At 34.0% G+C, this 25,270-nt stretch carries 24 protein-coding genes and 2 pseudogenes; 16 read left to right on the top strand and 10 right to left on the bottom strand.

The genetic code is table 11. The features are described from left to right. Positions 1-155: 155 nt before the first annotated feature. The 6 genes from LY60_RS08095 to LY60_RS08070 all read left to right on the top strand — a co-directional run bounded on the left by LY60_RS08095 (position 156) and on the right by LY60_RS08070 (position 8,304). Positions 156-803: a hypothetical protein gene (locus LY60_RS08095; protein ID WP_145082286.1), complete on the top strand. Its 648-nt coding sequence runs from the start codon at positions 156-158 to the stop codon at positions 801-803. 54 nt (positions 804-857) lie between these two features. Further along, positions 858-2,261, top strand: coding sequence for a hypothetical protein (locus LY60_RS08090; protein WP_145082284.1), 1,404 nt, complete (start codon positions 858-860; stop codon positions 2,259-2,261). 47 nt (positions 2,262-2,308) lie between these two features. After that, complete coding sequence (locus tag LY60_RS08085; protein ID WP_170226146.1) at positions 2,309-4,312, top strand: WG repeat-containing protein; 2,004 nt, start codon at positions 2,309-2,311, stop codon at positions 4,310-4,312. 180 nt (positions 4,313-4,492) lie between these two features. Beyond that, positions 4,493-4,750 carry a hypothetical protein gene (locus LY60_RS08080; RefSeq protein ID WP_145082280.1) on the top strand — a complete coding sequence of 86 codons (258 nt, stop codon included), beginning with the start codon at positions 4,493-4,495 and terminating at the stop codon, positions 4,748-4,750. A gap of 71 nt (positions 4,751-4,821) precedes the next feature. Continuing rightward, the gene (locus LY60_RS08075; protein ID WP_145082278.1) at positions 4,822-6,210 is read left to right on the top strand and encodes a glycosyl hydrolase family 18 protein; all 1,389 of its coding nucleotides are present in this window, start codon (positions 4,822-4,824) and stop codon (positions 6,208-6,210) included. A 369-nt stretch (positions 6,211-6,579) separates the two neighbouring features. Beyond that, on the top strand, positions 6,580-8,304 hold the full coding sequence (locus LY60_RS08070; protein WP_170226145.1) for a diguanylate cyclase: 1,725 nt from the start codon (positions 6,580-6,582) through the stop codon (positions 8,302-8,304). 96 nt (positions 8,305-8,400) lie between these two features. Here the strand turns inward: LY60_RS08070 and LY60_RS08065 are convergent, their stop codons facing one another. Then, a complete protein-coding gene (locus tag LY60_RS08065; RefSeq protein ID WP_145082274.1) occupies positions 8,401-8,691 on the bottom strand; it encodes a hypothetical protein in 291 nt (96 codons plus the stop codon). A gap of 92 nt (positions 8,692-8,783) precedes the next feature. Between LY60_RS08065 and LY60_RS08060 the strand changes: the two genes are divergently transcribed. Further along, on the top strand, positions 8,784-9,431 hold the full coding sequence (locus LY60_RS08060) for a GNAT family N-acetyltransferase (RefSeq protein WP_145082272.1): 648 nt from the start codon (positions 8,784-8,786) through the stop codon (positions 9,429-9,431). After that, positions 9,418-9,549, top strand: a pseudogene (locus tag LY60_RS18185) (VOC family protein); the annotation flags it as partial. The gene LY60_RS08060 and the pseudogene LY60_RS18185, both read left to right, overlap by 14 nt. Positions 9,550-9,591: 42 nt before the next feature. Here LY60_RS18185 and LY60_RS08055 read toward each other — a convergent pair. Then, positions 9,592-9,888, bottom strand: a complete 297-nt coding sequence (locus LY60_RS08055; RefSeq protein WP_145082270.1) for a hypothetical protein — start codon at positions 9,886-9,888, stop codon at positions 9,592-9,594. 424 nt (positions 9,889-10,312) lie between these two features. Between LY60_RS08055 and LY60_RS18180 the strand changes: the two are divergent. Together LY60_RS18180 and LY60_RS18025 are read left to right on the top strand one after the other, a co-directional pair. Then, a pseudogene (locus LY60_RS18180) lies at positions 10,313-10,471 on the top strand (aminotransferase); the annotation flags it as partial. Between the two features lie 177 nt (positions 10,472-10,648). Further along, a complete protein-coding gene (locus LY60_RS18025; protein ID WP_170226143.1) occupies positions 10,649-11,179 on the top strand; it encodes a hypothetical protein in 531 nt (176 codons plus the stop codon). 79 nt (positions 11,180-11,258) lie between these two features. Here the strand turns inward: LY60_RS18025 and LY60_RS08040 are convergent, their stop codons facing one another. Beyond that, positions 11,259-12,692, bottom strand: coding sequence for a sigma-54 interaction domain-containing protein (locus LY60_RS08040; RefSeq protein ID WP_145082268.1), 1,434 nt, complete (start codon positions 12,690-12,692; stop codon positions 11,259-11,261). 217 nt (positions 12,693-12,909) lie between these two features. On the opposite strand from LY60_RS08040, the gene LY60_RS08035 reads away from it, so the two are divergent. The 4 genes from LY60_RS08035 (at position 12,910) to LY60_RS08020 (ending at position 16,541) form a co-directional block, all read left to right on the top strand. Then, positions 12,910-13,707: an alpha/beta hydrolase gene (locus LY60_RS08035; RefSeq protein ID WP_145082266.1), complete on the top strand. Its 798-nt coding sequence runs from the start codon at positions 12,910-12,912 to the stop codon at positions 13,705-13,707. A 2-nt stretch (positions 13,708-13,709) separates the two neighbouring features. After that, a complete protein-coding gene (locus tag LY60_RS08030; protein ID WP_170226142.1) occupies positions 13,710-14,549 on the top strand; it encodes an alpha/beta hydrolase-fold protein in 840 nt (279 codons plus the stop codon). Between the two features lie 82 nt (positions 14,550-14,631). Beyond that, a complete protein-coding gene (locus LY60_RS08025; RefSeq protein WP_145082262.1) occupies positions 14,632-14,961 on the top strand; it encodes a DUF997 domain-containing protein in 330 nt (109 codons plus the stop codon). Then, positions 14,961-16,541, top strand: a complete 1,581-nt coding sequence (locus LY60_RS08020) for a sodium:solute symporter family transporter (protein ID WP_246145395.1) — start codon at positions 14,961-14,963, stop codon at positions 16,539-16,541. The genes LY60_RS08025 and LY60_RS08020 overlap by 1 nt, the downstream gene beginning before the upstream one ends. Positions 16,542-16,629: 88 nt before the next feature. Here LY60_RS08020 and LY60_RS08015 read toward each other — a convergent pair whose 3' ends face one another. Continuing rightward, positions 16,630-17,226, bottom strand: a complete 597-nt coding sequence (locus LY60_RS08015; protein ID WP_170226141.1) for a TetR/AcrR family transcriptional regulator — start codon at positions 17,224-17,226, stop codon at positions 16,630-16,632. A gap of 197 nt (positions 17,227-17,423) precedes the next feature. On the opposite strand from LY60_RS08015, the gene LY60_RS08010 reads away from it, so the two are divergent. Next, positions 17,424-19,298 (top strand): FAD-dependent oxidoreductase, encoded by a 1,875-nt coding sequence (locus LY60_RS08010; RefSeq protein ID WP_145082256.1) that lies wholly within the window; start codon positions 17,424-17,426, stop codon positions 19,296-19,298. 169 nt (positions 19,299-19,467) lie between these two features. Here the strand turns inward: LY60_RS08010 and LY60_RS08005 are convergent, their stop codons facing one another. The 6 genes from LY60_RS08005 to LY60_RS07980 are packed head-to-tail and all read right to left on the bottom strand — an operon-like array spanning position 19,468 to position 23,270. Then, entirely contained in the window at positions 19,468-19,731 is a 264-nt protein-coding gene (locus LY60_RS08005) for a YkoF family thiamine/hydroxymethylpyrimidine-binding protein (protein ID WP_145082255.1), read from the bottom strand. Beyond that, positions 19,710-20,387 (bottom strand): class I SAM-dependent methyltransferase, encoded by a 678-nt coding sequence (locus LY60_RS08000; protein WP_145082253.1) that lies wholly within the window; start codon positions 20,385-20,387, stop codon positions 19,710-19,712. Before LY60_RS08000 ends, LY60_RS08005 begins: the two co-directional genes overlap by 22 nt. 25 nt (positions 20,388-20,412) lie before the next feature. Then, positions 20,413-21,150, bottom strand: coding sequence for an ABC transporter ATP-binding protein (locus LY60_RS07995; protein ID WP_145082250.1), 738 nt, complete (start codon positions 21,148-21,150; stop codon positions 20,413-20,415). Between the two features lie 26 nt (positions 21,151-21,176). After that, positions 21,177-22,190, bottom strand: a complete 1,014-nt coding sequence (locus LY60_RS07990) for an ABC transporter substrate-binding protein (protein ID WP_145082248.1) — start codon at positions 22,188-22,190, stop codon at positions 21,177-21,179. A gap of 38 nt (positions 22,191-22,228) precedes the next feature. Then, on the bottom strand, positions 22,229-23,005 hold the full coding sequence (locus tag LY60_RS07985) for an ABC transporter permease (RefSeq protein WP_170226140.1): 777 nt from the start codon (positions 23,003-23,005) through the stop codon (positions 22,229-22,231). Then, complete coding sequence (locus LY60_RS07980) at positions 22,974-23,270, bottom strand: thiamine-binding protein (protein ID WP_145082244.1); 297 nt, start codon at positions 23,268-23,270, stop codon at positions 22,974-22,976. Before LY60_RS07980 ends, LY60_RS07985 begins: the two co-directional genes overlap by 32 nt. Positions 23,271-24,677: 1,407 nt before the next feature. Here LY60_RS07980 and LY60_RS07975 point away from each other — a divergent pair. Continuing rightward, positions 24,678-25,262, top strand: a complete 585-nt coding sequence (locus LY60_RS07975; protein ID WP_246145394.1) for a hypothetical protein — start codon at positions 24,678-24,680, stop codon at positions 25,260-25,262. The last annotated feature ends 8 nt before the right edge of the window (positions 25,263-25,270 follow it).

The following is a 25,270-nucleotide window of genomic DNA, read 5'->3' as shown; positions in this document are numbered from 1 at the left end:
AAGATGGAGTTTTGTGCATATGGACTATTAGCTAGTTATGATGTAGACTAAGCATATGGAACAAATTGTAAAATTAATCGTCATATATAATGTTAGTTTCAAGTGACCTACATTTATATAAAAGCTGTGAGAACATGAAAGGACTTGTTGAGAATATGAAATTAAGAGTTTTTATTGTGTTGATTGTTATTATTGTAGCCGGATGTATCATAAATCAATATACAGACATTAACAATATATTTTTTTTACCTGCCAAAATGTCTGTGACACCTATAGAGTTAAACAGAAGAGAAAGAGAACTGGTCAGCTTGTACAGCGACATGAGCCCTTACATGTTAAAATATGCAATAAATGATGATGTTAAAAGCATTCACTACGAATTTACAGATTATTCTGATGCAGAAAATCCAAGGACAGAAACATTATTTGGTTTAATAAATGATTCAAAAGAAATGTTAAAAGGAACAATTGCAATTTCAGATAATCATGAGCAGGCAAGAATTACTGTTAAAAATGATTCAATTGCTTCAGCATTGAAAGAATTCAATGGTATTAGTTCTGATGTTACTACATTTACATGGTATTTAAACGAACCATATAAAATTGAACTGAATGAGCCTGTACCAATTATGGCTGTAATAAAAACAAAATCGTCCATGATGCCTGACAAAACAATTGAGGATTTTGTTAAAAACCCGGAGTTTATTAAACAATATGAAAATGTATACCTATTAACCGTAACGTTTTATGATAAGTTTATAGATTTGAGAAATGTTCAGGAATCTCTAAGCAACAGCAAATAATTTATTTTAAAAATGATAATACATATATTTTATTAATAGACAAAGGGGTATGTTATGAAAAAATTTGTTTATATTGCTATTATACTTATAATTTCTTCATTTACGATGGTTTTTGCAAATTCAGGGCCCGTGTATTGGCAGGGGTACCCATCATCTGATATTATGACCGTCGATAAAGATTCTCCCATTAAGGTTAAAAGGGAAGATCTCATTTTTGATTTTTCTGATGGAAATAATGATTTGCATTCTGTTCAAGCCAATGTAACTGCACAATATGAAATGACTAATCCAACTGATAAAACACAATCTGTTCAAATGGCATTCCCTTATATTGAAAGACTGTATAATATTAATTATGATAATATAAAAATTACTGCAAATGGCAAAGAGCTTCCTTATGAGGTTTATGCAGGCAATGTTGTTAACAGCTATGGAAACAGTTTTGAAGAAGATAAAGAAAAAAACTATGATTTTGATAAAATCGTAAACACAATATCCAACGACATTTATGATGCAAAAAGTTTTTCGGTATATGGAATCGGAAAATTATATTCCATAGAAATAAAACCAACTACCGAAAAGGGAATAGATTTTACTGTTGATTTTACTTATGACCAGGATGAAACAAAAATCCTTACAAAAAATTTCAATGGATTCAGCCTGAATGGCGGGAAAGCAAGGATTACTTCCGGCTGCTTTGACACTCAAATTGCAGAGATTTATGTTTTAGGCGAAGACATAAATATGGACATCAATGGATATGTCATTGGAGCCTCAAATGAAGAAACAGATTTGTTTACTTATGAAATAACTGAAAAAGAAGTTGATGTCAGGACATACCTGTTTGACAGTATGAAGAGTTATTCTTTTATAGATTTTGAACATATCTCAGATATTCAGCTATTTAACCTTTATGCAAGTGCATTGGATAAGTATTTCATAAACAATATGGGATTTTGCACTGTGGATGATATTTTAGCTGAAAGTGGTTCTGTGAGAGTTATTACATTGGTTTATAATGTTGAGTTCCTTCCTTCTCAAGACCAACAGGTAAGTGTAAGCTACAACACAAATGGAACAATGGACAAAAGAAACACTTCAAGTCCTCAGTATATATTTGATTATATTTTAAACCCTGCTAAAAACTGGAACAGTTTTAATAATTTAAATATTAAAATTATAACTCCACAGGAAGCACCGTACGTTATTGATAGCAGCATTGAATTAAATAAAGAAGAAGGCAATATTTACACAGCTTCTTTAGAAAAACTGCCGGAAGATGATTTGTCATTTACACTTTACTCTAAAGAAAAAGTAACATTGTATGACAAGATTGAAGGACGAATAAACAGAAGTTTTGGTTATTTTGCTCCAATAGTTATTGGGGTAATTATACTTTTTACAATAATCATCAGCAATATAATTGTTTGGAAAATTAAGAAAAGTAATCATTTATAGTTCGCGATTTATAAATTTTGTATTATATGAATTTTGGGGAGGGAAACATGCAAAAGGACTATGGTATTAAATTTATCGTATTGTTTATAATTTGTGTTTTCTTATTAGCGATGGACACTCTTGCTTTTGGAATGGATTTTAACGATGACATACAAAAAATAACATTGGATTACTATTACTATGATGGGTTTGGTCAGGACAAAGTTGTCCAAAGTGTTGAGGATGGAAGCTGGCATATTTTAAAACCAGATGGAAGTTTAATCAATCTTAGAGGAAAATATCTGGCTTTTGCAGGAATGGAAGGAATAAATCAAAATTTTGATGATGATTATTACCGCTTCGTAATCGGAAATGACAGTTACCATATAGACTATTCAAACCGTTTCATATATGTCGATAAAAATGGCCTGGAATGTTTTGTGGATGGATATAAATATGTTGACCCTACAAAAGGAGAAAATTATTTCATTATAAGGAATGTAAAGGGTGACGGATATGAAACCGGCTTGTACCATAAATATAACAAGACGTTGATTATCCCTGCTGTATATGATACGCTGAATTATATCAGCGATGACAGAATTATTGCTTGTAAAAATGACAAATACGGAATGATGAACATCAAACAGGAAGAAATTATTCCATTTATATATAAATATATTGATTACATTAATGACAATTTCATTATTGCTATTAATGATGAAAAATATGGAGTAATAAATATAGATAATGAAGTGGTACTTTCATTTGAATATGATGAAATTTATAATATACACGAATATGGTGAATATTTGAGAATTTCTAAAAATAATAAATTTGGCTTGATTAATACTGCTACTGCTGAAATTGTAGTTCCTGTGGAGTATGACGGTATTGAATATTCAAGGAATGAAACTGCTGTTGCTGTAAAGGAAGGGCGTTTTGGAGTAATAGACGTAACAAATAAAAATGTTGTTCCCTTTATATATGATTCCATAATGAATTGTTATGATGGTTTTATAGTTTACAAGGATGAAATGGCAGGCTTTATTAATGAAAAAGGAAGTGTAGTACTGCCTGTTGAGTATTATAACATTTCAGAAGTCAAGGACGGATTTATTACAGCAGTCATCGAAGACAAAAACGGTGAACATAAATATGCTGTTTATGATTTGAATGGTGAAGAAATAGTACCGCCCATATATGATTACATAGATTATTATGCCACTGATAAATACATGCTTGTAAATAAGGGATGGTATGCATATTTAATCAATAAAGAAACCGGAAAAGAGATGCTTGCTGATTCCAAAATGTATTTTACAGATGTAAAATATATAAATGATAAATATTACGCTGGTGGATTAAGCGGCGGTTATGCTATTGTTAATTTTGCAGGGCAGCGTCTCACACTTCACAATTATAATGATATTTCAATTATAAATATTGATGGCGAAGACTTAATTGCAGCAAAATATCATACTGAAAGGTTTAATACTTATTTTGATTATTTCAAGCAAACTAAAGGTCCTTCAACATGGGCAAAGGAAGAAGTTACAAAGGCAATTGAAAGCAATTTAGTTCCCTTTGAGTACCAGTCAGCGTTTACTTTTAATATAAAGAGATATGAATTTTGTAGCATAATAGTAGAGTTCCTGGAAGAATATCAAAACACTTCAAGAGAAGAAATTCTTAAAAATAATAATATAGATCTTATAAATCCACCAATAACAGACGGTTTCAGCGATGATATTGTCATCTGTCTAAAATTAGGCATTGTTAATGGCAGAGGAAACGGTATATTTGACGGTGATAGTGAAATTACAAGAGAAGAAGCAGCTGTTATGCTTACTAATCTGTCAAAGTATTTAGGATTATACAAAGATTCAGATGATGTTTATTTAAATGACAAATCATATGTGTCACCATGGGCAATGGATGCAGTAAATTATGTTCTTAAAAACAAAATGATGCAGGGAGTTGGCGAAGACATGTTTTCTCCAAAGACCAATATTACAAGAGAACAGACTTACATTATTATGTATAGGATGCTGAATGATATTGATTTTTAAACAGTATTTTATATAGCATGAGTATTTTTCATCAAGGTAGAGCAATTGCTAAGTTGTAAAAAATGGCTCATGGAGGTATCATGTTAATTATGGGACGTACCTTTTAGTTGTAATATTTTAATCAATGTAACTAATAATATATATAACAAATATTACAACATAAAAGAAAGGTGCAAAAACATGGCTAATAAATATGAAAAGGAATTAAACAATAAAGGGGACAAATATAACGAAAAACAGGACACATACAGAAATAACAGCGAATTAGCAGATAAAAACAGCTACATGATTTATGAACTGAACAATACGTTCCATGACAAAGGAAAAAATGTATTAAATGAAAATGTAGAACGAATGATTAAAAGCAGCAGCAATAGCTTTTCAAGTAAAAGCAGCAACAACAATTTTGAAAGCAAACAAAACAATAAGAACAAATGAACTTAAAACTTAAGGGGCGGACTTTTTAAATAAAGGTACGTCCCCGCAATATTTTCTAGCAGGGGGAACAAATGAAAAGAAATGAAACAATAGTACTCTTAATTTTACTATTATTATTACTGCCCATAACATCTGCCTGTATCAATGTGAAAACATCATATGACAGAATAGACAAAAATGATTTCAAAGTTGTTGGGTATTATTCCGGAGATTTGTTTAATGAATCTGTTGAAAAGATTCAAACAAATAAATTGACTCATATAATGTATTCTTTTGTAATTCCAAAAACAGATGGAACGTTGCATGAACTGAAAAATCCTGAGCAGTTAAGAGAACTTGTGGAGAAGGCCCATGGAGATGGAACAAAAGTTTTCATTTCATTGGGGGGATGGTCATATGAAGGCAATGCACTGGAACCTGTATTTAAGGAATTAGCTTCAACAGATGTAAAAAGGAAAATCTTCATTGGTAATGTCTGTGCAATGGTTGATGAATACAATCTGGATGGCGTTGAACTGGACTGGGAGCATCCAAATAAGAGCACAGCAGACATTTATGAAAAACTTGTTATAGAATTAAGTGATGCACTAAAAGTGAAGGGTAAAGAATTGACCGCAGCCCTTAACGGCTCATGGTACGAAAATTGGGCAGCTGAGGATACCAGCGTTATTACGGAAAGAAGTCTTGAAAGATTCAGTTTCATAAATGTAATGGCTTATGATATGAACAATGCAGATCACAGCCCCGTATGGTTTTTCGAAAACTCCATTTCTTATTGGCTCAACAGAGGTCTTCCTCCAGAAAAGATTGTAATGGGAATTCCCCTTTATGCAAAACCAAGCTGGAAGCAGTACAGACACCTTGTAGCTGAAAATACTGAATATGCCTTTACAGATTATGCTCCTACAACACCTCTTGAGTCCTATTACAACGGCATCAATACATTAAGAGAAAAAACTGTGATTGCACTTAATCGAGCAGGAGGTTTAATGCTGTTTGATATAAATGAAGATACAAACGATCAATACAGCATTGTGTCAATGATAGATGACATGCTTTCAAGAACAGAACACCTGACAAAAGAAGAGTTAAGTAATTATGTAACTGTAGTAATAAATAACAGAGAACTTGTTTTTAAGGAAGCAGAAGGTTATGGAGTTCCATATATTGATAATCACGGAAGATTGATGGTTCCTCTAAGAAAATCAATGGAAGCAATCGGAGCAGAAGTAAGCTATGACAGCAAAAATCAAATTATAACAGCAGAAAAGGATGGCATAATCGTTAAGATACCTGCCGGTGAAAAGTATATAGAAGTAAACGGGCAGAATGTCAAACTTGATACTGTTTCAGTAATAAATGATAACAGGACATTCATTCCCGTTAGGGCTATTTTTGAAGCATTTGGGTTTAATGTAGAATGGCATGATAATAGTAATACTGCAATATTAATAAAATGAAACAGAAAAGGTGCAAATGAAACACATTGCTATGTGACTAAACAAACAGCGGTCAGTTAAATAGAATAATTGTAAGCATATTAATCAATACCCTCAATAAACATAATTATCAAATGTTTTTAAAAAGCTAGCAATCATGAATGTTGGGGGGATTTTAATGGATGGATTGTGTCTATATAGTTAGTAGACACAATCCATCCATTTCTTTTAGTATATGGCGAGGAAATGTTTCTGTTTAATAAATTGAAATAAAGTGTATAAAGTAAAAATATGTTTAAAACATACAATAAATGTTATATAATGGGACGATGGAAAATTTATACATTAAATATTAAACATATAAAAATAAATTCCTTTTGGGCGGAGATAATGAAAAATTACTTAAGGTACATGTACATACTTCTAATAATTGTTTTGATTAGCATTACTATTTTTAGTGTAACCAATAATGACGTTGAACTAAAAACGGTACAATCTGAAAAAGGTAAAATTGACTTAAATGAATGGGATGAATCTACACTGCTAAAATTAACAGGTGAATGGCAATATTATGATGGTTTGATGATAAAGGATATTGAAAAATCAACTTCTGAAGAATACGTTGATGTACCCCATATATTTAAAAGAAATGAAAACATGGGCAATAACCCCTATGGAACAGCAACATATAAATTAAAAATTTCCGGATTAAACAAGGACATACATTACAGCATACAAATTTTAAGCATAACAAGCGCTTACAGACTTACAGCCAATGGAAATGAAGTTTTAAAAGCTGGTCGGGTGGGATATACCCAAGAGGAGCATGAACCTGAAATGAAGAAAAAGCTTGGATATTTCAGGCCTGACGAAGATGGTAATGTTGAACTGTTAATTGAAATATCTAATTATTCATACAATTACGGAGGTTTTTGGAGAATTGCCTTGTTAGGGGACGAAAATATGATGTACAAATATTCTTCTCAACAGGAGCGGCAACAAATATTTCTATTTTCTTCCTTGATGACATTAAGTTTATTTTTCCTGGGACTTTATTCTATAAACGGAAGTTTTAAACCGCTTTTATACTTTTCTTTTATATGTCTTTTAACATCTATCAGAGTTCTGCTGACAAATTATAAACTGTTTTATGATTTTATATATAATTTATCCTGGGAAGCAGGAACAAGGATGGAGTTTCTAACCGGTTATCTTATGCTGCCATTATTCGGCATGTTTTTTAATTCAATGAATTATGCAACGCCAAATAAGTATGTCCATAACGCATGTAAATTCTTTATAGCAATAAGCATATTTATAACCGTGTTTACTGATAATGAAATTTATGCTAATCTCCTGCAACCATACATTTGGTTATGTGTATTAAGTTTTCCTTACTTTGGCTATGTGTTGCTTAAAGGTTTAAAAAGAAAGATGGCAGGAGTTAAAATCATAATAGTTGGTATTTTATCTGTAATAATATGCATGCTGGCAGATTCGTTTATGAACATAGGCTATGACATATTACCCATAGGAACCTTCTTTTTTTTAATAAGCTATTCGGTTGTTGTAATTGAAAACTTAGTTCAGATAATTCAACAAAATTATTACTTGGAAGAGGTAGTTACAACGGATTCGCTTACAGGCTTATATAATAGATACTATTTAAACAGACTTATAAAAAAAGGATTCAAAGTCGAAGATGGAAAACGTCTTTATGTATTGTTTTTTGATTTGGATAAATTCAAATATATAAATGATGATTATGGACACAGTGTTGGTGATGAAATTTTGAGAGAAAGCTCTAAAAGATTAAGGGAATGCTTTCATCGTGAAACAGATGTATTGTGCCGCTTTGGAGGAGATGAATTTGTAGCATTTGTCAGCGTAAAGGACAATGACAGAAACATAGAAAGCATAATAAAAAGAATTAAACAAAGTTTTTCAGAGCCATTTTATGTGGAAAAAAATAATTTTTTTATCACTGTGAGCATTGGTGTTTCAGAATTTCATAACGGGGATGATATGGAAAAAACCATACATAGGAGCGATTATGCCATGTATGCAGAAAAGCAAAGCCGTTTAAAGGCAGTGTTTGACAATGGTTCAATTTAAACAGGAACCAGAATTTCACAAAAAGATATAGGGAATATTTGTTACTAAAGATGCTGCGGGGTTGAAGTTTAAATTAAACCTCAGCCCCTTATTAATTTATTTGTTCTTCTTTGCCATAGGGTCGGTGATCATCTCATAACCTCCCATGCTGGTTATGGTTATTAAAATAGCATTTAGTATCATCATTATAATATCTTGTGCCTCTTTGCCTGTATTAGCAAAAAAGAAAGTCAGAATTAATGATATTATAAAACTGTAAATTCTTACAAATGAATCTCCTAGTTTATTTTTAATTAAAGATTTAGTAAACTGTACGATTAGCATAGTAGCACCAGTGATACCCGCAAAGGTTGTTAGTACATCAGCGGTCATAAAATCATTAAACATTTAATCACTCCCTAAATTAGTATTAGTAAATTTTATGCTTGTTTTATGTTTTAAGAATAAAAAATATTTTATCAAACTCATATTAGAAAGGTATGAAATCTATGAAAAGACAAGAACTTCCAGAAGCTTTGTTTAATATGTTAGAAGATGCAATTGCAGAAACGAAAATAAATACTCCTTCTATCGCATTAAATCATGTTGGCAGTATAACTATTATAACAGACAGATTAATTTTGAGACGGTTTACTCATGACGATTCAGAAGCTGTATATAACAATTGGACTAGTGACAGTGAAGTAAGCAAGTACATGAGATGGCAGCATCATAAAAGCATAAAGGAAACTGAATTAAAGGTAAATGATTGGGTTAATCGCTATAAAAATAATAATTTTTATCAATGGGCTATTACATTTAAAGATAGCGATGAACCAATAGGGGCTATTGGTTTGTTTGTGGTTAATGAAAGTGATATGTGCGGAGATTTTGGTTACAGCATCAGTAGAAAATACTGGGGAATGGGAGTAGCAACAGAGGCGCTGAAGGCGGTGTTGAAGTTTTCATTTGAAACAATTGGATTTAACAGAATTGAGTCCTATCATTCTGCAAACAATCCTGCGTCTGGAAAGGTGATGTTAAATGCAGGAATGAAATTAGAAGGCTTAGCAAAGCAAAAATATAAAAGCAATGTAGGGTTTGAAGATAGTTATATGTATTCAATTTTAAAAGAAGAATATCATTGAAGTTGGAGAAAATATGAAGACAGTATGTAAACGGTTTTTGCTGAGCGGTCTCACTGTAGAAGAAACAGCAAAAAAGATGGATGTTCCCATTAAATATGTACAAAAATGTGTTAAATAGAATATTATATAAAAAATCTCAAAGGATGAGAGCCTTTGAGGTTTATTTTTCCTTTTTATTATTTATTTGCTCCTGAGCAGCGGCTGTTAAAATAGTCTGACCAATATTATTGATAAATTTCCCAAGTATAATTTGATCTTTTGCTTCTATGCTGTCAATTAATAAAATACCGATCAAGGATGACAAAAGAATAAATTGCTTAGGAGGCAGTGACGTAATGCATGAAACTAAGGCCTTGTATGTATTGTTAGATACATTATTTTCATTGACTGTTTCAGAAGTGTTATCAATACCTAAAGTTCTAATTATATCTTCAAAACCCATTCTTTCTTTGTCCATATAACCATTCCTTCTTAAAGTTTACTATATTAATATATGCCATATTTCATGTGTGGTTCTGATTTTTGTTTTGACTTTCACTATGAAAAACATAGTTACTCATAAATTTCATAATATATTTACTTATATAAATTGCTTTGATACATTTTAGAATATTGCTATGAATCAAAATGAATAGTCAATTAATTTAAGCGAAACGCAGCTACTGTAAGTCACATGCTTTAAAATTAATTTCCAAAACTCAATTCACAGTGCTATACAAAGTTCAAGAAAACCATGTTTGGAGATGATAAACATGGTTTTCTATTACTATATTTTCTTAAAATATGGCAGTATTTAATATTGTAAAAGAGATCCAAAAGTTGTAGTATATAAAGAAAAGTTTTAGGAGGTTTTTATGGTGGATGCAGCTACTATCATGTAAGAATGTATAAAAGAAAATGTTGCTTATGTTCCTGGAGCAAGCTTCTTCCCAAACAGCTCACACAAGAACTTTTTCAGGGTTAATTATTCATGCATGCCTGAAGAAAAAATTGTTGAGGGTATAAAAAGGCTAGGAAAAGTTTTAAGCAGGTACTACTAATATTCATATCAGAATAAATTCTCCAAAACTAACTTTCATTACAGACAATGATTAAAGTTAATAATTTCAGAGCAATTAAAAATTCCTTAAAAATGAAATATTAAAAACACAATTTTGCCATATAACTTCTTTATATTTAGTTTATAAAATAAATCTAAATTTAAGGAGGTCATTAAAATGACAAATTTAAAAAAATTAGCAGTACTTGGAGCAGTGGTATTAACTATAGGAACAACATCAGTAACGGCATTTGCCGTATCAGCATTGACACCTGCAGAAATTGCAGCAAATGTTACAGGAAAAGCAGTTGAAGAAGTTACAGCGGAAAAATTCCAGAACGGAATAGCATACGGCGGTGTAGCAAAAAACTATGATTCACTGGAAGAATTCCAGGCAGCAATGCTGGAAAGCAAAATAGCAATTCTCAATGAAAGAGTTGCAGAAGGAACAATGACTCAGGAAGAAGCTGACGAGATAATAGAAGCAATAAAAGAAAATCAGACTGTTTGTGACGGAACAGGCGAAACAAGAGTTGGACAGAGCTTTGGAGCAGCATTTGGCGGCATGATGGGCAACGTCCAAGGCCAGGGACTTGGACTTGGAAATAATGTCCAGGGCAGAGGATTTGGTGGCCAGTTTAGAGGCGTGGGTGGAAACGGATTAGGAAACGGTCTTGGACTGAGAGATGGATCTTGTCTGGTACAATAATCAATGGTAATCAGTAAGAAAAAAGCGGCTGTGGATAGTAACCACAGCCGCTTTTGTATGGATAAAAGTTCCAGCATAATCAGGTGTTTTCTTCAGTGGTCTGAGGAATCTGAATACCAAGTTTTTCTAATTTTCGGTATAGCGTGGAAATATGCAGTTCCATTTTCCTGGCGGCAGATCGAATGTTGCCGCCGCAGGATTCCATAACAGAACAGATGTAACTTCGTTCATAGTTTTCCATGGCTTTCTGATAGGATAAAAGTTCACCATCAGAGGAGGTTGGTGGAGTTGATCTTTCCACGATGACGGTATCACCTTTTCGAAAAGAATTTACGCTAATGAGGGTGTTATTGCTTTCTACCATCATACGTTCAACGGTATTACGAAGTTCCCGGACATTTCCGGGCCAGGAGTAGCTCTCCATCACGCTGATAAGATCCGAACTCAGCCTTTTTGTAAAGCCATACTTTTTATTGAATGTTTGTACAAAGTAGGACGATATGGGGAAAATATCATCAACTCTGCTTCGCAATGGTGGAACATTTACCACTAGTACGTTCAACCTATAATACAAATCTGCTCTGAAGGTTTTTTCTCTAACCATTTCCAGTAAATCTCTGTTGGTAGCTGCAATGATCCGTACATCGCTTTTGATAATTTGATTGCTGCCAAGACGTTTGATTTCACCAGTCTCTATAATTCGCAATAGCTTAGCCTGCAGTTCCAAAGGCATTTCGCCAATCTCATCCAAAAATACAGTACCCTTGTCAGCAAATTCAAACAAGCCGATTTTTCCGTCTTTGTTGCCGCCGGTGAATGTGCCCTTCTCATAACCGAACATCTCTGCCTCAAGCAAGGAAGCAGGAAGCGAGGCGCAGTTAATAGGAATAAAAACCTGATTAGCCCGATTGCTTTTAGCGTGAATGTACTTAGCGAATACTTCCTTGCCGCTTCCGGACTCACCGTAGATAATAACAGTGCTGTCTACAGCTGCAATATGCTCGGAATACTCCAGCAAAGTTTTCATGGACTGGCTTTCTGCAATTAACATGTTAGAAATCTCATCTGTACCCTGCATAAAGCGGATAATGTTACGGACGTTATTACGTTCCTGATCAAATTTTTCCAGCAATACATAAAGTTCATGTTCATCCCAGCTATATGTCGGCACAAACTGCAGTTCTCCATTATCATCAAAATGAGGGCGTGACAAAGCTAAAATATGCCTTCCTGACTCCTCCAGTATGTGGTTGCTAAGACATTCCTTTTTTGTTTCCAGCGTTTTTATGGAGGATGCGCTGGAAGCGTGGCAATAATCATGCAGAGTGTCATAGATGGAAATACTTAAAAGCGTTTCACGGTCAATACCCAACAGTCTGCAGCAGCCTTCATTGACGTAGAGAAAGCGGCCTTTGTTATCTATGATCATCATGCTGCCAAAGTAGTGCTCAGCTAGAACTTTTAACAATTGATACTCGCGCTTCTCATTTTCATTTAGGGTTGAAACTTCCATATATACCTCCTTGTTATTTTCGCAATTCGCCAAAATGCGAAAACATTTTCGCGAAACAGCGAACTACAAGCTTAAATTAGAATAAAAATACCACCTTTTTTTCAGAATAGCAAGCATTTTCTATTAAAATTAAGAGTTATTTTGTTGGCACGTTCTTTGCTTATACATTAATGTAAAAGCACAGCTATAATTTACATACTTTTATTAGGAGGAAAAGATGTCTTTAGTAACCGGAGATTTTTATTCAGAAGCAATAGGCATGTATACGGAATTTACTGCCATACTGCCTGAAGAAAGCATAACAAAAAAAAATAAAGGGAAAAAATATCCTACATTGTACCTCTTGCATGGAGGTCTTCATGATCATACATCTATGATCAGAGATACAAAACTTTATAAAATAATAGGTGAAAAATTCCCAGAAATCGTGGTAATCATGCCAAACTGCGATTTTAGTTTCTTCACAGATTATCATGGTGATTACAAATATGCTTATAAATTTAAATCATTTATATGTGATGAACTGATTGAAATAACAAGAGCCTTGTTCCCTCTATCACACAAAAGGGAAGATACGGCAATTTATGGCTGGTCAATGGGCGGGTTTGGTGCAATGACTGCAGGACTTAATCATCCCGAAACATATGGCTATGTGGGAACTCAGTGCGGCATGGTAAACATGCCATGGGCAGTGGCAACAAGAGATTTCTTGAAAGTAAAACATTCTATAATGTTTGGGAAGGATCTTAAAGTCAAAGATACGGAATATGATTTCTATTATTTAATAGATCAAATGATTAATTCAGATGGAGTAAAACCAGCCATATTTCATTCGAGAACAGAAGAAGACTACCTGGGTAAGATAAATGAGGAATTCTATGAGTATTGCAAGGAACTTCGTATGGATTACACAACTATAAAGACTCTAGGTATTCACGGATGGGGTAAGGATGATGCAGGCCTTATTGGCTTCATCGAATGGTTATCAGGCAGAATGAAAGAGGAGGTAAAATAAGTATGGCTACTTTGAAATGTTATTATAGTTCTTTTAATGTAGGATTTCCTGTTCCTTTTACAGCAATAATTCCACAGAAAAAGCATGTTGTTTGTGCAGCATCACCACAGATACAAAAAGGATCGTTCAAGAGTTCTTACCCTGTACTTTTCCTTCTTCATGATGAAACAGATTCACCCACAGAGTGGATGAAACAGACGAGGCTTGAAAAATATGCAAACGAAAAAGGCATAATCATTATTATGCCGGAAGCAAAAAGAAGTTTTTATACGGAATATGAGGTAAGAGATAAGGCTGGGCTGCACCATGATACTGAAGTTACATTCCTGCAGACTTTCACTGAAGGCATATGGGATGAATACATTGGTCATGAATTAGTGGGCTACGTAAGAGAAATACTTCCTGTTTCTAAAAAGAAGGAGGAAACATTCATAGGCGGTGTTGGAATGGGTGGTTTCGGAGCCTTGAAATTAGGAATGAAATACTCAGATGTTTTCGGAGCAGTATTCAGTTTGTCAGGACTCATGGACTTGCAGTGGGCAATGGATAATATTGCTGAGAAGAAAGAACAATTCGAAACCATCTTCGGAAGTTTGAAAGTAAGTGAAGGTTCATATGATGACTTTCCGTTCATTATGAAAGTTAATGTATCTAACGGACAAATGCCAAGATTCTATCATTCATGTGCAGCAGAAAATGATATGTATTCAGTTTCAAACAAGCTTTTGAACCACAAGGCAAAAGAGATTTTAACAGATTACAAATATTCTGAGGACAATGCTGTATTGGATTGGGATTATCTGGACAGTAAAATCAAAGATGTTTTGGATTGGTTGATTTAACAGAAGGTTATGGTAGGGTTGCATTAAATAAAATTGAAATATCCTATCTGCACTTATAAATTAAAAAATCAGGGAGGAAAAAATGGAAAAAAACAAAGTGTTAGATTTAAACAGCCGCGATTATGATGTCAAAGATATAGACAACATAGATCGAAGATTTGAAGCAAACAAAAAGGACTTTATATTGTTTCATGGGGTTACGGTTGCTGTTGTAATAATTGCAACAATATTTATGTTTTCTGTGGGATCTGGCAAGGGCGATGCATCAGACGTAAAATATGTAATGGGATTCCCGCTCTGGTGGCTTGGGGCAACAGGCATGTACCTGGCTACAATGGTTTGGGGAATGTTCCGCATAAAAAACTGGGAGAAGTTTCCACTCACAGCAAGAGAAAAGGATGGTGTTAAATAATGAAAGATTTAGGCGGTTTTTCAATCAGCAACTCTACATCTACCACAATGATGGTTATATTTGCAATTTATTCAGTATTAATTGTTGGTTTTGGATTATTTGTCAAATACAAATCAAGAAATGAGAAGGGCGGCAAACTGGCATCATTCCTTACAGGAGGAGGCGGACTTGGAGCTTTCTCAATTGCAATGATTGCAGCAACAAATAGTATGGCAGGCGGAACAATGCTCGGTGCTCCCGGACTCACTTATGCAGTTGGTTTTGCAACAGGTATCATTTATTATCCTGGATTTTTGACTGCAGCATTCGGCTTAGGTTCAGTAGGAAGAAAAGCAGCAATATTAAGAGCAAGAACTGGAGCAATATCATTTGTTCAGCTGTTGAGATTAAGATTTAATTCTAAAGTATTTTCCGGTGCAATGGCTATAACCGGAGCAACATTTTTGATGTTCTTTGCTGTTGGTCAGATATCTCTTGGAGCAAAGGCTTTTGCAGTTGCTACCGGGTCAGGACAATATTACTTTGGCTTGCTGTTAACTGTAATTGTAACAATAATTTACACTTTGTCAGGAGGCATTAAATCTCTTGCGAAGGTAGCCGTTGTACAGGGCGTTATAATGCTCATATCTGTTTTAATGATAGCAATTGTTCTGTTATCAAAAAATGCTGCAACATATGGCAGCCTTGAAGCAGCTTTGAGAACTGCTGCAGAAACAAAACCTTCACTTGTTCTTGCAGATGCATGGGGTTTCTGGCAATCTCTTGGACTTGCAATATTCGGCGGAGTTGGTTTAGGCTGTATTCCTCATGCGTTGTCAGTAACCTTGACATACAATGACCACTACAAACTCGCCAGAGGTGCCATGATAAGCTGTATCGTATTTACGGTTTGCCAGGGAATCATGTGCATGATAGGACCTTGGACATACGCATTGAATCCTAATATTCAATCAGCTGACTATACTACAATGTATGTTGCAACAAACCTTCTTCCTTCATGGTTAGGCGGAATAATATTCTGCGGAGTATTTGCAGCTATTCAGTCTTCAATAGCTGGTGTATGTATGGCAGGAGCTGCTCACCTTTCAAAAGATTTCATAGTTGACTGTTTAATGCCGAATGCAAGTGATGAAAAAGCAGCAAAACTAAACAATGTCATGGTTCTTGTAGTAGCCGCTGTGGCTGTTGCAATCGCTTGGTTCCCATCACCATTGACACAGATGGTAATAAACTTTGCAGTAGGTGCTCTTGCTTCAGCTTGGTATATTCCTGTATTCATGGGATTCTACTGGAAGAAAGCAACTTCAACAGGCGCTTCAGCTTCGGTTATACTTGGTGCTTTAACATATATCACATTGTACCTGGTATCCACAAACCCTGCCACAAAACCATGGTGGGTTGCAAACATGGGAAATATTAACCCATTCCTGATTTCAATAATTGTATCTTTCCTTGGAATGTATGTAGGAAGCTTATTGACTCCAAACAAGAAATCTCCTCTTGGAGTTTACCAGGTTTGGTTCTGTGAAGATTATGATGAAAAATATTCTTCATTAGATTACAGCAAAAGTTCAAACTAGTAAAAATTAATTTTGAATGAAACAAAAAACGGCTGCGGATTATTGTCCGCAGCCGTTTCTTGTTCGAAATTGTTATATTAATTTAAATTTAATCTTTAAACATAATACCAAACTGCTCTTTTATCATTTTTGTCCAATCTATACTATCATTTGAGTTATCATCGTACGTACACCATTTCATAAGTATACCTGTAAAAACAGCAATGCAATGAATATAAGTCTCATTAAAATTCATTGTAGTTGAAAAAGCATTTTTAATAAGTGCATTTTCTATTATTGAAGTCAGATTATCAACATAAGAACGTCCTTTTACTCGAACATCTATTGATGAATTAACTTGACTTACATATGATGCTCGGGTTATTTCTTTGCCTATTTTTTTGAAATAATTAAACGCACAAAAATTTAAACTGATTAATTGTTCTTTAAATGGAAGCTTTACATCATAAAAATAATTTTCTGCTATGTATTTATCCAGACCTGAATTGACAGACATAGTAACTATGTAGTCCTTTGAAGGAAAATAATAATAAAATGAGCCCTTTGTTAATTCACAGTTATTGCATATATCATCAATTGTAACTTTATTTACGCCATATTTTTTAAATAATTCTATTGCTGAGTCTAAAATAATCTGCCTCGTCTGTGCAGATTTTTGTTCTTGAGATGTTATATTAATCGACATGCTTATCATCCTAGTTAATATTTATTTTATTTATTTTTCTTAATTGTAATAATTTTATAATTTAATGTCAAGCCAATTTAAATTATAAAGTTGTTTGTTACTTGACAAACAATTAATTACTGATTATAATATGAAACATACCAGAAAACATACTACAGTATGTTTTTCAGAAAATTGATTAAACAAGGGAGAAAATTATGTTCAAAAGAAATTTGAAATCTTTAACCGCTTTGATGCTTATTGTTTTAATGATAGTATCAATGGTTACAGGTTGTTCACAACAAAGTGCAACAACTCAGAAAACGGAACAGCAGAGTTCTGAAAAATTGTATAATGCAGGAACTTATACTGGTGAAGGAAAAGGAAACAATGGTACAATTAAAGTTGAGGTTACATTTACAGATGCTGCAATTGAGAGCATAAAAGTAATCGAACACAGTGAAACTGCTGGGCTCAGTGACCCGGCTATCGAAAGAATTCCAACTAAGATAGTCGAAGGACAAACGTTAAAAGTTGATGCTGTAACTGGCGCAACAAACAGTTCTAAAGGAATCATCGAGGCAGTAACTTCTTGCGTACAACAGGCTGGAGGAGATGTAGAGTCTCTGAAATCAGCTGAATCTCAAGCAATTAAAGAAGAAGCAAAATCAATTGAAAAAGAAGCAGATTTATTGATTGTAGGAGCAGGCGGCGCAGGACTTACTGCTGCAAATGCTGCAATGGAGAACGGCGTTGAAAATGTAATATTAATTGAAAAACTTGCTTCTTTCGCCGGTGCATCTTCAATTGCCGGTGGTCTCGCCGGCGGAGGCTCCAAATTGCAGAAATCTTTCGGATTAACTGATGACTCACCTGAAAAAATATTTATGGATATAATGAAAGGTGGAGAGTATGCAAATGATCCAAGGTTAACTTGGTTATGGGCTAATGAGATGGGACCAACACTGGATTGGCTTATAGAAGATATGGGAGTAGTTATTGAAAATCAATTCTCTAATTTTCCTGAACACTCTGTTCAACGTTCTTACTACGTAACGGGTAAAAGTATAAAGATGCTTGAAGTTCTGGCTGAGAAATTTGAAGCTGCCGGTGGAACTTTAATGATGGAGACAGAAGCTAAAAGCCTGATAATGGATGGAGATGCTGTAGTTGGGGCAGTAGCAGTTGATGGCGAAGGCAATACAGTTAATATAAAGGCTGAAAAAACTATTCTGGCAACAGGTGGCTTCGGAAATAATCCTGATATGCTTTCTGAGGCTTTGGATGGGGTACTATTCTATGGAGCTTCGTCTTCAACAGGTGACGGCATTAATATGGCCAAAGATGCAGGAGCAGAACTAAAATTCATGGACTATGTGAAAATGTATCCTCAGGGAATTGAAGTCGAGCCCGGTAAAGGAAGGGTGGCAACTGTTCACAGCATGCAAACAACACAAAACACAGGCGCAATATATGTTAACAAAGAAGGCAAGCGTGTTGTAGATGAAAATTTAGATTTTGTTTCAATAAAAAATGCTACAAAAAAACAAACTGATAAAATAATTTACTTGGTAATGGATCAAAAAGCTTGGGATAAATGGAGCGTACTGGCAAATGGTGATGAAAATTCAAGTGCTGCTGGAAAGTTCACATTTGAAGAGCAAGAAAAATGGTTCAATACACCTGATGGAACTCCTATTTTTCGCCGTGGCAACAATATTGAAGAAGTTGCCAAATCTGCTGGAATTGAGGGGGTAGCCTTAAAAGAAACTATAGATAATTGGAACAAGATGGTTGCAGCAGGAGAGGATTCTGAATTTGGTCGTGAAGAGTTATTCACGCTTGATACGAACGGGACATACTATATAGTTGAACAAAAACTTAGGTTTGCTACAACTTTAGGCGGACTCAGTATAAATGAAAACTTTGAAGTTTTAAATGCAAATAATGAAGCTATTTCAGGTCTGTATGCTGCCGGGGAAAATGTTGGAGGTATCCATGGATATGAATCTATGCCTACATGCATGCTTTCATGGGCAGTTACATCCGGCAAACTTGCAGGGGAATCTGTTGCGGCTGCTTTAAATAAATAATTAATAACCATTGTAAATATAATAGAAAAAGGTATGCAAAAATTTCATTGCATACCTTTTTAGTTCATCTAGCATAGGCGACAGATTGGCTTTGATTTTTAAACTACTTATGAAGTAATAAATTTTAACATCATTCTTGGGAAAATACTAAATAAAAAACGGCTGTGAATTATTGTCCACAGCCGCATATGTTTGAAATCTTTATATCCATTGAAAATTTTGTTACTCCGTCCATGTGTTCATAAATATCAGTTATCAATTTTAAAACTTTGCTTTTCTCGCCTCTGACGAAAGTCGAAAGAACTCCAACACTGTTTTCAAGATTTGAACTGTTTATAATATCCAGAACTTTTTTTACATCGTCCATATAATTATCACTTACTATGGGGGTGAATGTTAATTGACATGAAGCTACTTTTTCCAAAGGGCACATATGTAACCTCCCACAGCAGTACCTGCTAATTCATTTTCTTTTTCGTAATTGTAATCCTCTTCAGGGGAAAGGGGCGAAATGAATAGGCATTGACCAAAATCAACAAGTTTTTCTTTATTCCAGTTTTTCATATCATCCAGGGTTTTAAATTTAGCATATTCAAATACTGTGTTTTTCATGAATGATTCATCCTGATATAATTCTCCCCAGCTGCTGTTGCTTGAAATGGTTCCAATCAATACTTGTCCGCCTTTTTTTACAACATTTAACATTCCTTCCAGGGCATTTGGAGCATCCTCATCATCAACAAATTCAAATGCAGCCATGGAAAATACTGCATCAAATTCATTTTCTATAAAATTTAAATCATTTAAATCCATGTGTAAAAACTTTATACCTAGATTTTCTGCTTCTGCTTTTTTGCGTGCAATTTCTAGCATGTTGTCTGAAATGTCAATTCCTGTAACATCACAGCCCATTTTTGCAAGCTTTATGCTGAAGTTTCCTGTTCCGCAGCCAACGTCTAAAACTTTCATTCCTTTTTCAACTTTTATCAGTTTAAAAGCAAGATCTGTTTCAACTGTATCTACAAAGCTTCCTTTTATATCTGTATACCATGCATCATAATCAGATGCAACATTATCAAATATAGCCATAATTTACTCCTAACTTTTTTGACGTTTATTCAAGACTTTTAATAATGTGCTTTTTATAATTCATAAAATTTTCGCTAACAATGAAATCCTTATGTCTTGGTTTTGCTTCGTCAATTATTATTTCTTCTGTAATTTTGCCGGGTTTACCTGCAATAATATAAATCCTGTCAGACAGCAATATTGCTTCGTCTATATCGTGAGTAATAAGAAATGTGGAAAGTTTTATTTGTTCCATCACCTGCAGATACCATTGATGCATATTGCCTTTTGTAATGTTGTCCAGCGCACTGAAAGGTTCGTCCAGCAATGCAACCTGGTTTGAAAAAAGATATGTTCTGAGAAGAGCTGCTCTTTGTCTCATTCCCCCTGACAGCTGTCTTGGATATTTGTATTCAGTACCTGACAAACCAAACTCTTCAAAATATTTGGCAGTGTATTCTCTTGCTTTTGATTTTTTCTCTCCCCTTATAATCAAGGGGAGAGATACATTATCAATTATAGTTTTGTAGGGAAGAAGCAAATCCTTTTGCAGCATATAACTTACATTGCCTGTCGTACCAGTTATGTTTTTGCCGTCAAGTTCAACTGTGCCGCTATCAGGCATTACAAGACCCGATATTACATTAAATAATGTTGTTTTCCCAACACCACTAACTCCTAAAATGCTGACAATTTCACCTTGTCTCAATTCTATGGAAATATCATCTATTACTTTAGAACCGTCATAAAAAACGGTTATATTTTTAGTAGTTAGTTTATTCATAATTTTCCTCTAATCTTTTTTATCATTTATTTTGGAAGGTATTCGTTAGTAAATCCTGTGCCTTCAGGAATTTCATTTTCAACTAATTTGTTTTCAAACAGCCATCCGTAGAAACTGTCCCATCTGTCCTGGTCTATATATCCCCATTTTTCTGCATCTGCAATATATTGATCAGCAAGCCATTTTTGACTTTCTACAACTATTTCAGGATTTAATTCAGGAGCTGCCTCTAACAATATTTGAGCTGCTTCTTCAGGATTTTCTATTGCAAATTCATATCCTTGTTTTATGGCAGTCAATGCTTTTTTAACAGTTTCAGAATTTTCCTGTGCATATTCAGTATTTGTAATCAAGACTGGGCAGTAGTAATCCAGTTCCTTGCCATAATCAGCAAAGTTCAAATAATTAGTATCCAACCCCTTAACTTTTGTTGCAATACCATCCCATGCATAAAATACCCACACAGTATCAATATCTGTTTGCAATGCTGTAATAACGTCAGTTACTGTGCTTGGCACCATTTCAATTTCATCAAAGTTTCCCCCGTCATCTTCAACTATTTTTTTAATGATTGCCTTTTCTATTGGCATATCCCATGTTGCATAGTTGTGTCCTGCCATTTTAGCAGGAGAGTCTATACCGTCTTCTTTCAATGAAATAATCCCTGAAGTGTTGTGCTGAATTAATGCAGCTACAGCTGTAACAGGCATTGAATTTGCAGAAGCAAAGTTTGGTGCCAGACTGTCTTGGAAGCTTACTCCAAATTCAGCTCCGCCTCCGCCAACCAAAGCTACAGCTCCGTCTTCAGGTGGCTGCATTATTTCAACTTCAAGTCCTTGTTCTGCAAAATAGCCATTTGCTTGAGCAACATATAAACCTGTATGGTTTGTATTAGGTGTCCAGTCCAGTACTATTCTTACTTTTTCATTTGTTTCTTTGTTTGAATTTTGTGGTTTATTTGCACTGCATGATGTGAACATAAACAGTGAAAGCACCACCATAACAATCAGATAAAATGATGTTCTTTTTATATTTTTCATTTTAATTTAATTCCTTTCAAATTTTGTTTCAATTAATATTAATAATTTTCTTTTTTTGTATTTTCCCATGGCATTGAAGCTTTTTTTAGAAATGATACTGCAAACATCAATATTAAGCTTATTGCTGAAATAAAGAATATTACAGCAAACATTTTATCAAAGGAATAAGATTTTCTTACCCTTGTCATATAAACTCCAAGTCCAGTGAAACCTCCCAGCCATTCAGAAACAACTGCTCCCACAACAGAATAAGAAACCGAAATTCTTAATCCTGAGAAAAACTGATTTAATGCACTGGGCAATTTAATATGTATGAAACATTGAAGTCTGTTTGCTCCCATTGCCTTCAACAAATTTATTGCATCAGTGTCAGCAGATTTAAATCCTTCCAGCAAACTTACGGCTATGGGGAAGAATGTTGTAATAACAATTAGTGTAATTTTAGGCAAAATGCCATATCCCAGCCACAACACCAAAAGAGGAGCAATGGCTACAGTAGGAACCGTCTGTGTCATAACCATGATGGGATAGACAGATTTGTAAAAAAAGTTGAACCTGTCCATTAAAACAGCTATAACAAATCCAAGTAAAGTTCCTATGGTTAAACCTAAAAATGCTTCAGTTAATGTTGCCTGTGCATGCTCCATGAGCAATGGAAAATCATTGATGAATGCCTTCACCACATCAACAGGAGAAGGAAGCATATACTTTGGCACAACTCCCTTAGAAGACAACAGCTGCCAAACAATTAATATGACAACTATTGCAAGATATGGAGATATTTTATTGATGATGTTTTGTAACTTTTTTTTCAATAGTAAGTACACCACCATCCGGAGCAAAACTAATTTTTACATAGGCAGATACCTTTGGAGCTCCTGCTTTTACTGCTACTAATTGACAGTTCTTTACAATTTCCATCAACTGGTCATAATCTCCTTCAATTGCTGTTTCACTTGGTCCCACATAGTAGTTTAATCCAGTGCTCTTAATATAAGCAATTACTTCATCCACAATACGGATAACCTCTTCATCTGAATTTACGTGTGGTAATACTTGAATAGCTACATTTGCTTGCATAAAGCCCTCCTAGAATTTAGTATTTGTAAAATAAAAACCTCTCCAGGTAATGGAAGAGGTTGTAATCCTAAAGGTATACGCCAATATATACAATCCCTACGCCAGCATTACCTGGATCAGGTTCCAAACAGTTTTTACTGTTTTAGGGTTTTGAACATTGGAGTAGTTCTTTTCTCAGCCTAATTCATTAAGCTCCCCTGTGAGCTAAATAATATCACAATGAAATGTTGTTGTCAAGGAGGTGTGGAAGATATGGGGGATAGGTTAATTTTGTATTGAATATATAATCTGAGTTCACTCAAAAAGTCTATTTATGTCATCCTGAGCGGTAGTGAAGGATCTCATCATTGTTGAAAATATGAGATTACTCAGCTGCAATTAAAAATGACTGTGAATAAATGTATAGGTTTTCAATGTGCTGAAGTATAATTAATCGTAAAAATTAGATAAGTTGATTTTAAACATAACTTTGAAATTTGTTGATTTTAAACATAACTTTGAAATTTATATTAATAATTGAAAATTGTCATAAATTGTAATATAATAAAGTGAAAATGTTTTCTATAACGGGAGTTGGGATAGTATGATAAAACTTTTGGATAAATAATTCGTTGTTGTCCGTTTATGGTACACCTCATATGTTATACTATTAAAATGAGAAAATAGCAGAAATTTATACCAGACAATGAGGGGGGCTCATGTCAAAAATACAATCAAAAATTAAATCATAGGTATCTGATAAAAATTCTAATGGGAAAACAGATACCGTCACACATTGTCAGTTCCCAGAGTCGTAGTTGAATTAATAATATATATAAAAATTAAAAACATTTATGATTAATTTGAATCCCTAAAAACATTTGGGACTTATTTTCATATCAAATTATTTTTAGGAAGCGCTTTTGTTTTCTAATAATGTTCAGAAAATTATTTAAATGGTAGGATGATATACAACTATTCATGCTGCTAACACAAGCACTTCATTAAATACGCTAATAAATTATGTGTTTGTTTTACCATATAAAACTTATGAATGGAAGTCCAGAGGCTTTAAATATAATAAACTTTTGGCATTAGGTCTTTTGGACGAGTTAATGGAATATGAGCGGCTAAAATTGCAGGTGGTCACAGGTATTTTGAAGCGCTCGAATGCGATGTTGCATTTAAAGATGCGGATGATTTTAATGAGTTTAGTTGATAATGATAGAGTGTCATATAGAAAAAAAGATACTAAATTTATATTATTATTGCTAAGGATGAAGTTTAAATGATGTTTCTTAAAAGATTTAAGGTAACTAACTTTCGCTCTATAATGAGTAGCGGATGGATTGACTGTGATACCGTTAATATAATACATTGAATATTGAGGTGAAAGTAATGAAGATTCTTTTTTGTAAAATATCTAGTATGAAATATTACAAAGGGGCTAGTAATAAAGATGTTCCATATAACGGTGGTAGTTATGTTAAGGAAAATGGATATGGACATGAGGAATTTAATTTTGAACCGGTAGAATTGGATGATGGCAAATTTTATTGTCTTGGCTTTGTGGAAACAAAATCTACGTCAAAAATAAAAAACAATGAATTGCATTTTGAAAATATTTCAGGTTGTGAATTACTTAAAAAAGAAAAATTTGTTGAAGGTGTATTAGTTGTATGGTGTGCAACAACTGACCTTAATGAAACTTCTGTTGTAGGATGGTATAAAAATGCTACTGTTTTTAGGAATTATGAAAAAGCGGAATTTGATACAGGCTATACTCAAAACTATAATATAATTGCAGAAAAAGGTGGTTGCGTGTTACTTCCTCAGGGAGTGAGGCATAGACATGCATGGGATGCACCGGTTGCTAAAAAGCGGACTTATGGATTTGGACAATCTATGATATGGTATGCAAGAGAAGAAAAAGCAGTAAACTATATTCAAAAATTAGTGAAAAATATTGATGAATATACAGGTGATAATTGGATTGATTTGGTTGTCTCGTAAGTTAATGT

The sequence above is a fragment of the Sedimentibacter saalensis genome (assembly GCF_007830175.1).
Lineage (GTDB): Bacteria > Bacillota > Clostridia > Tissierellales > Sedimentibacteraceae > Sedimentibacter > Sedimentibacter saalensis.
This window is presented reverse-complemented; position numbering and strand designations above follow the sequence as displayed.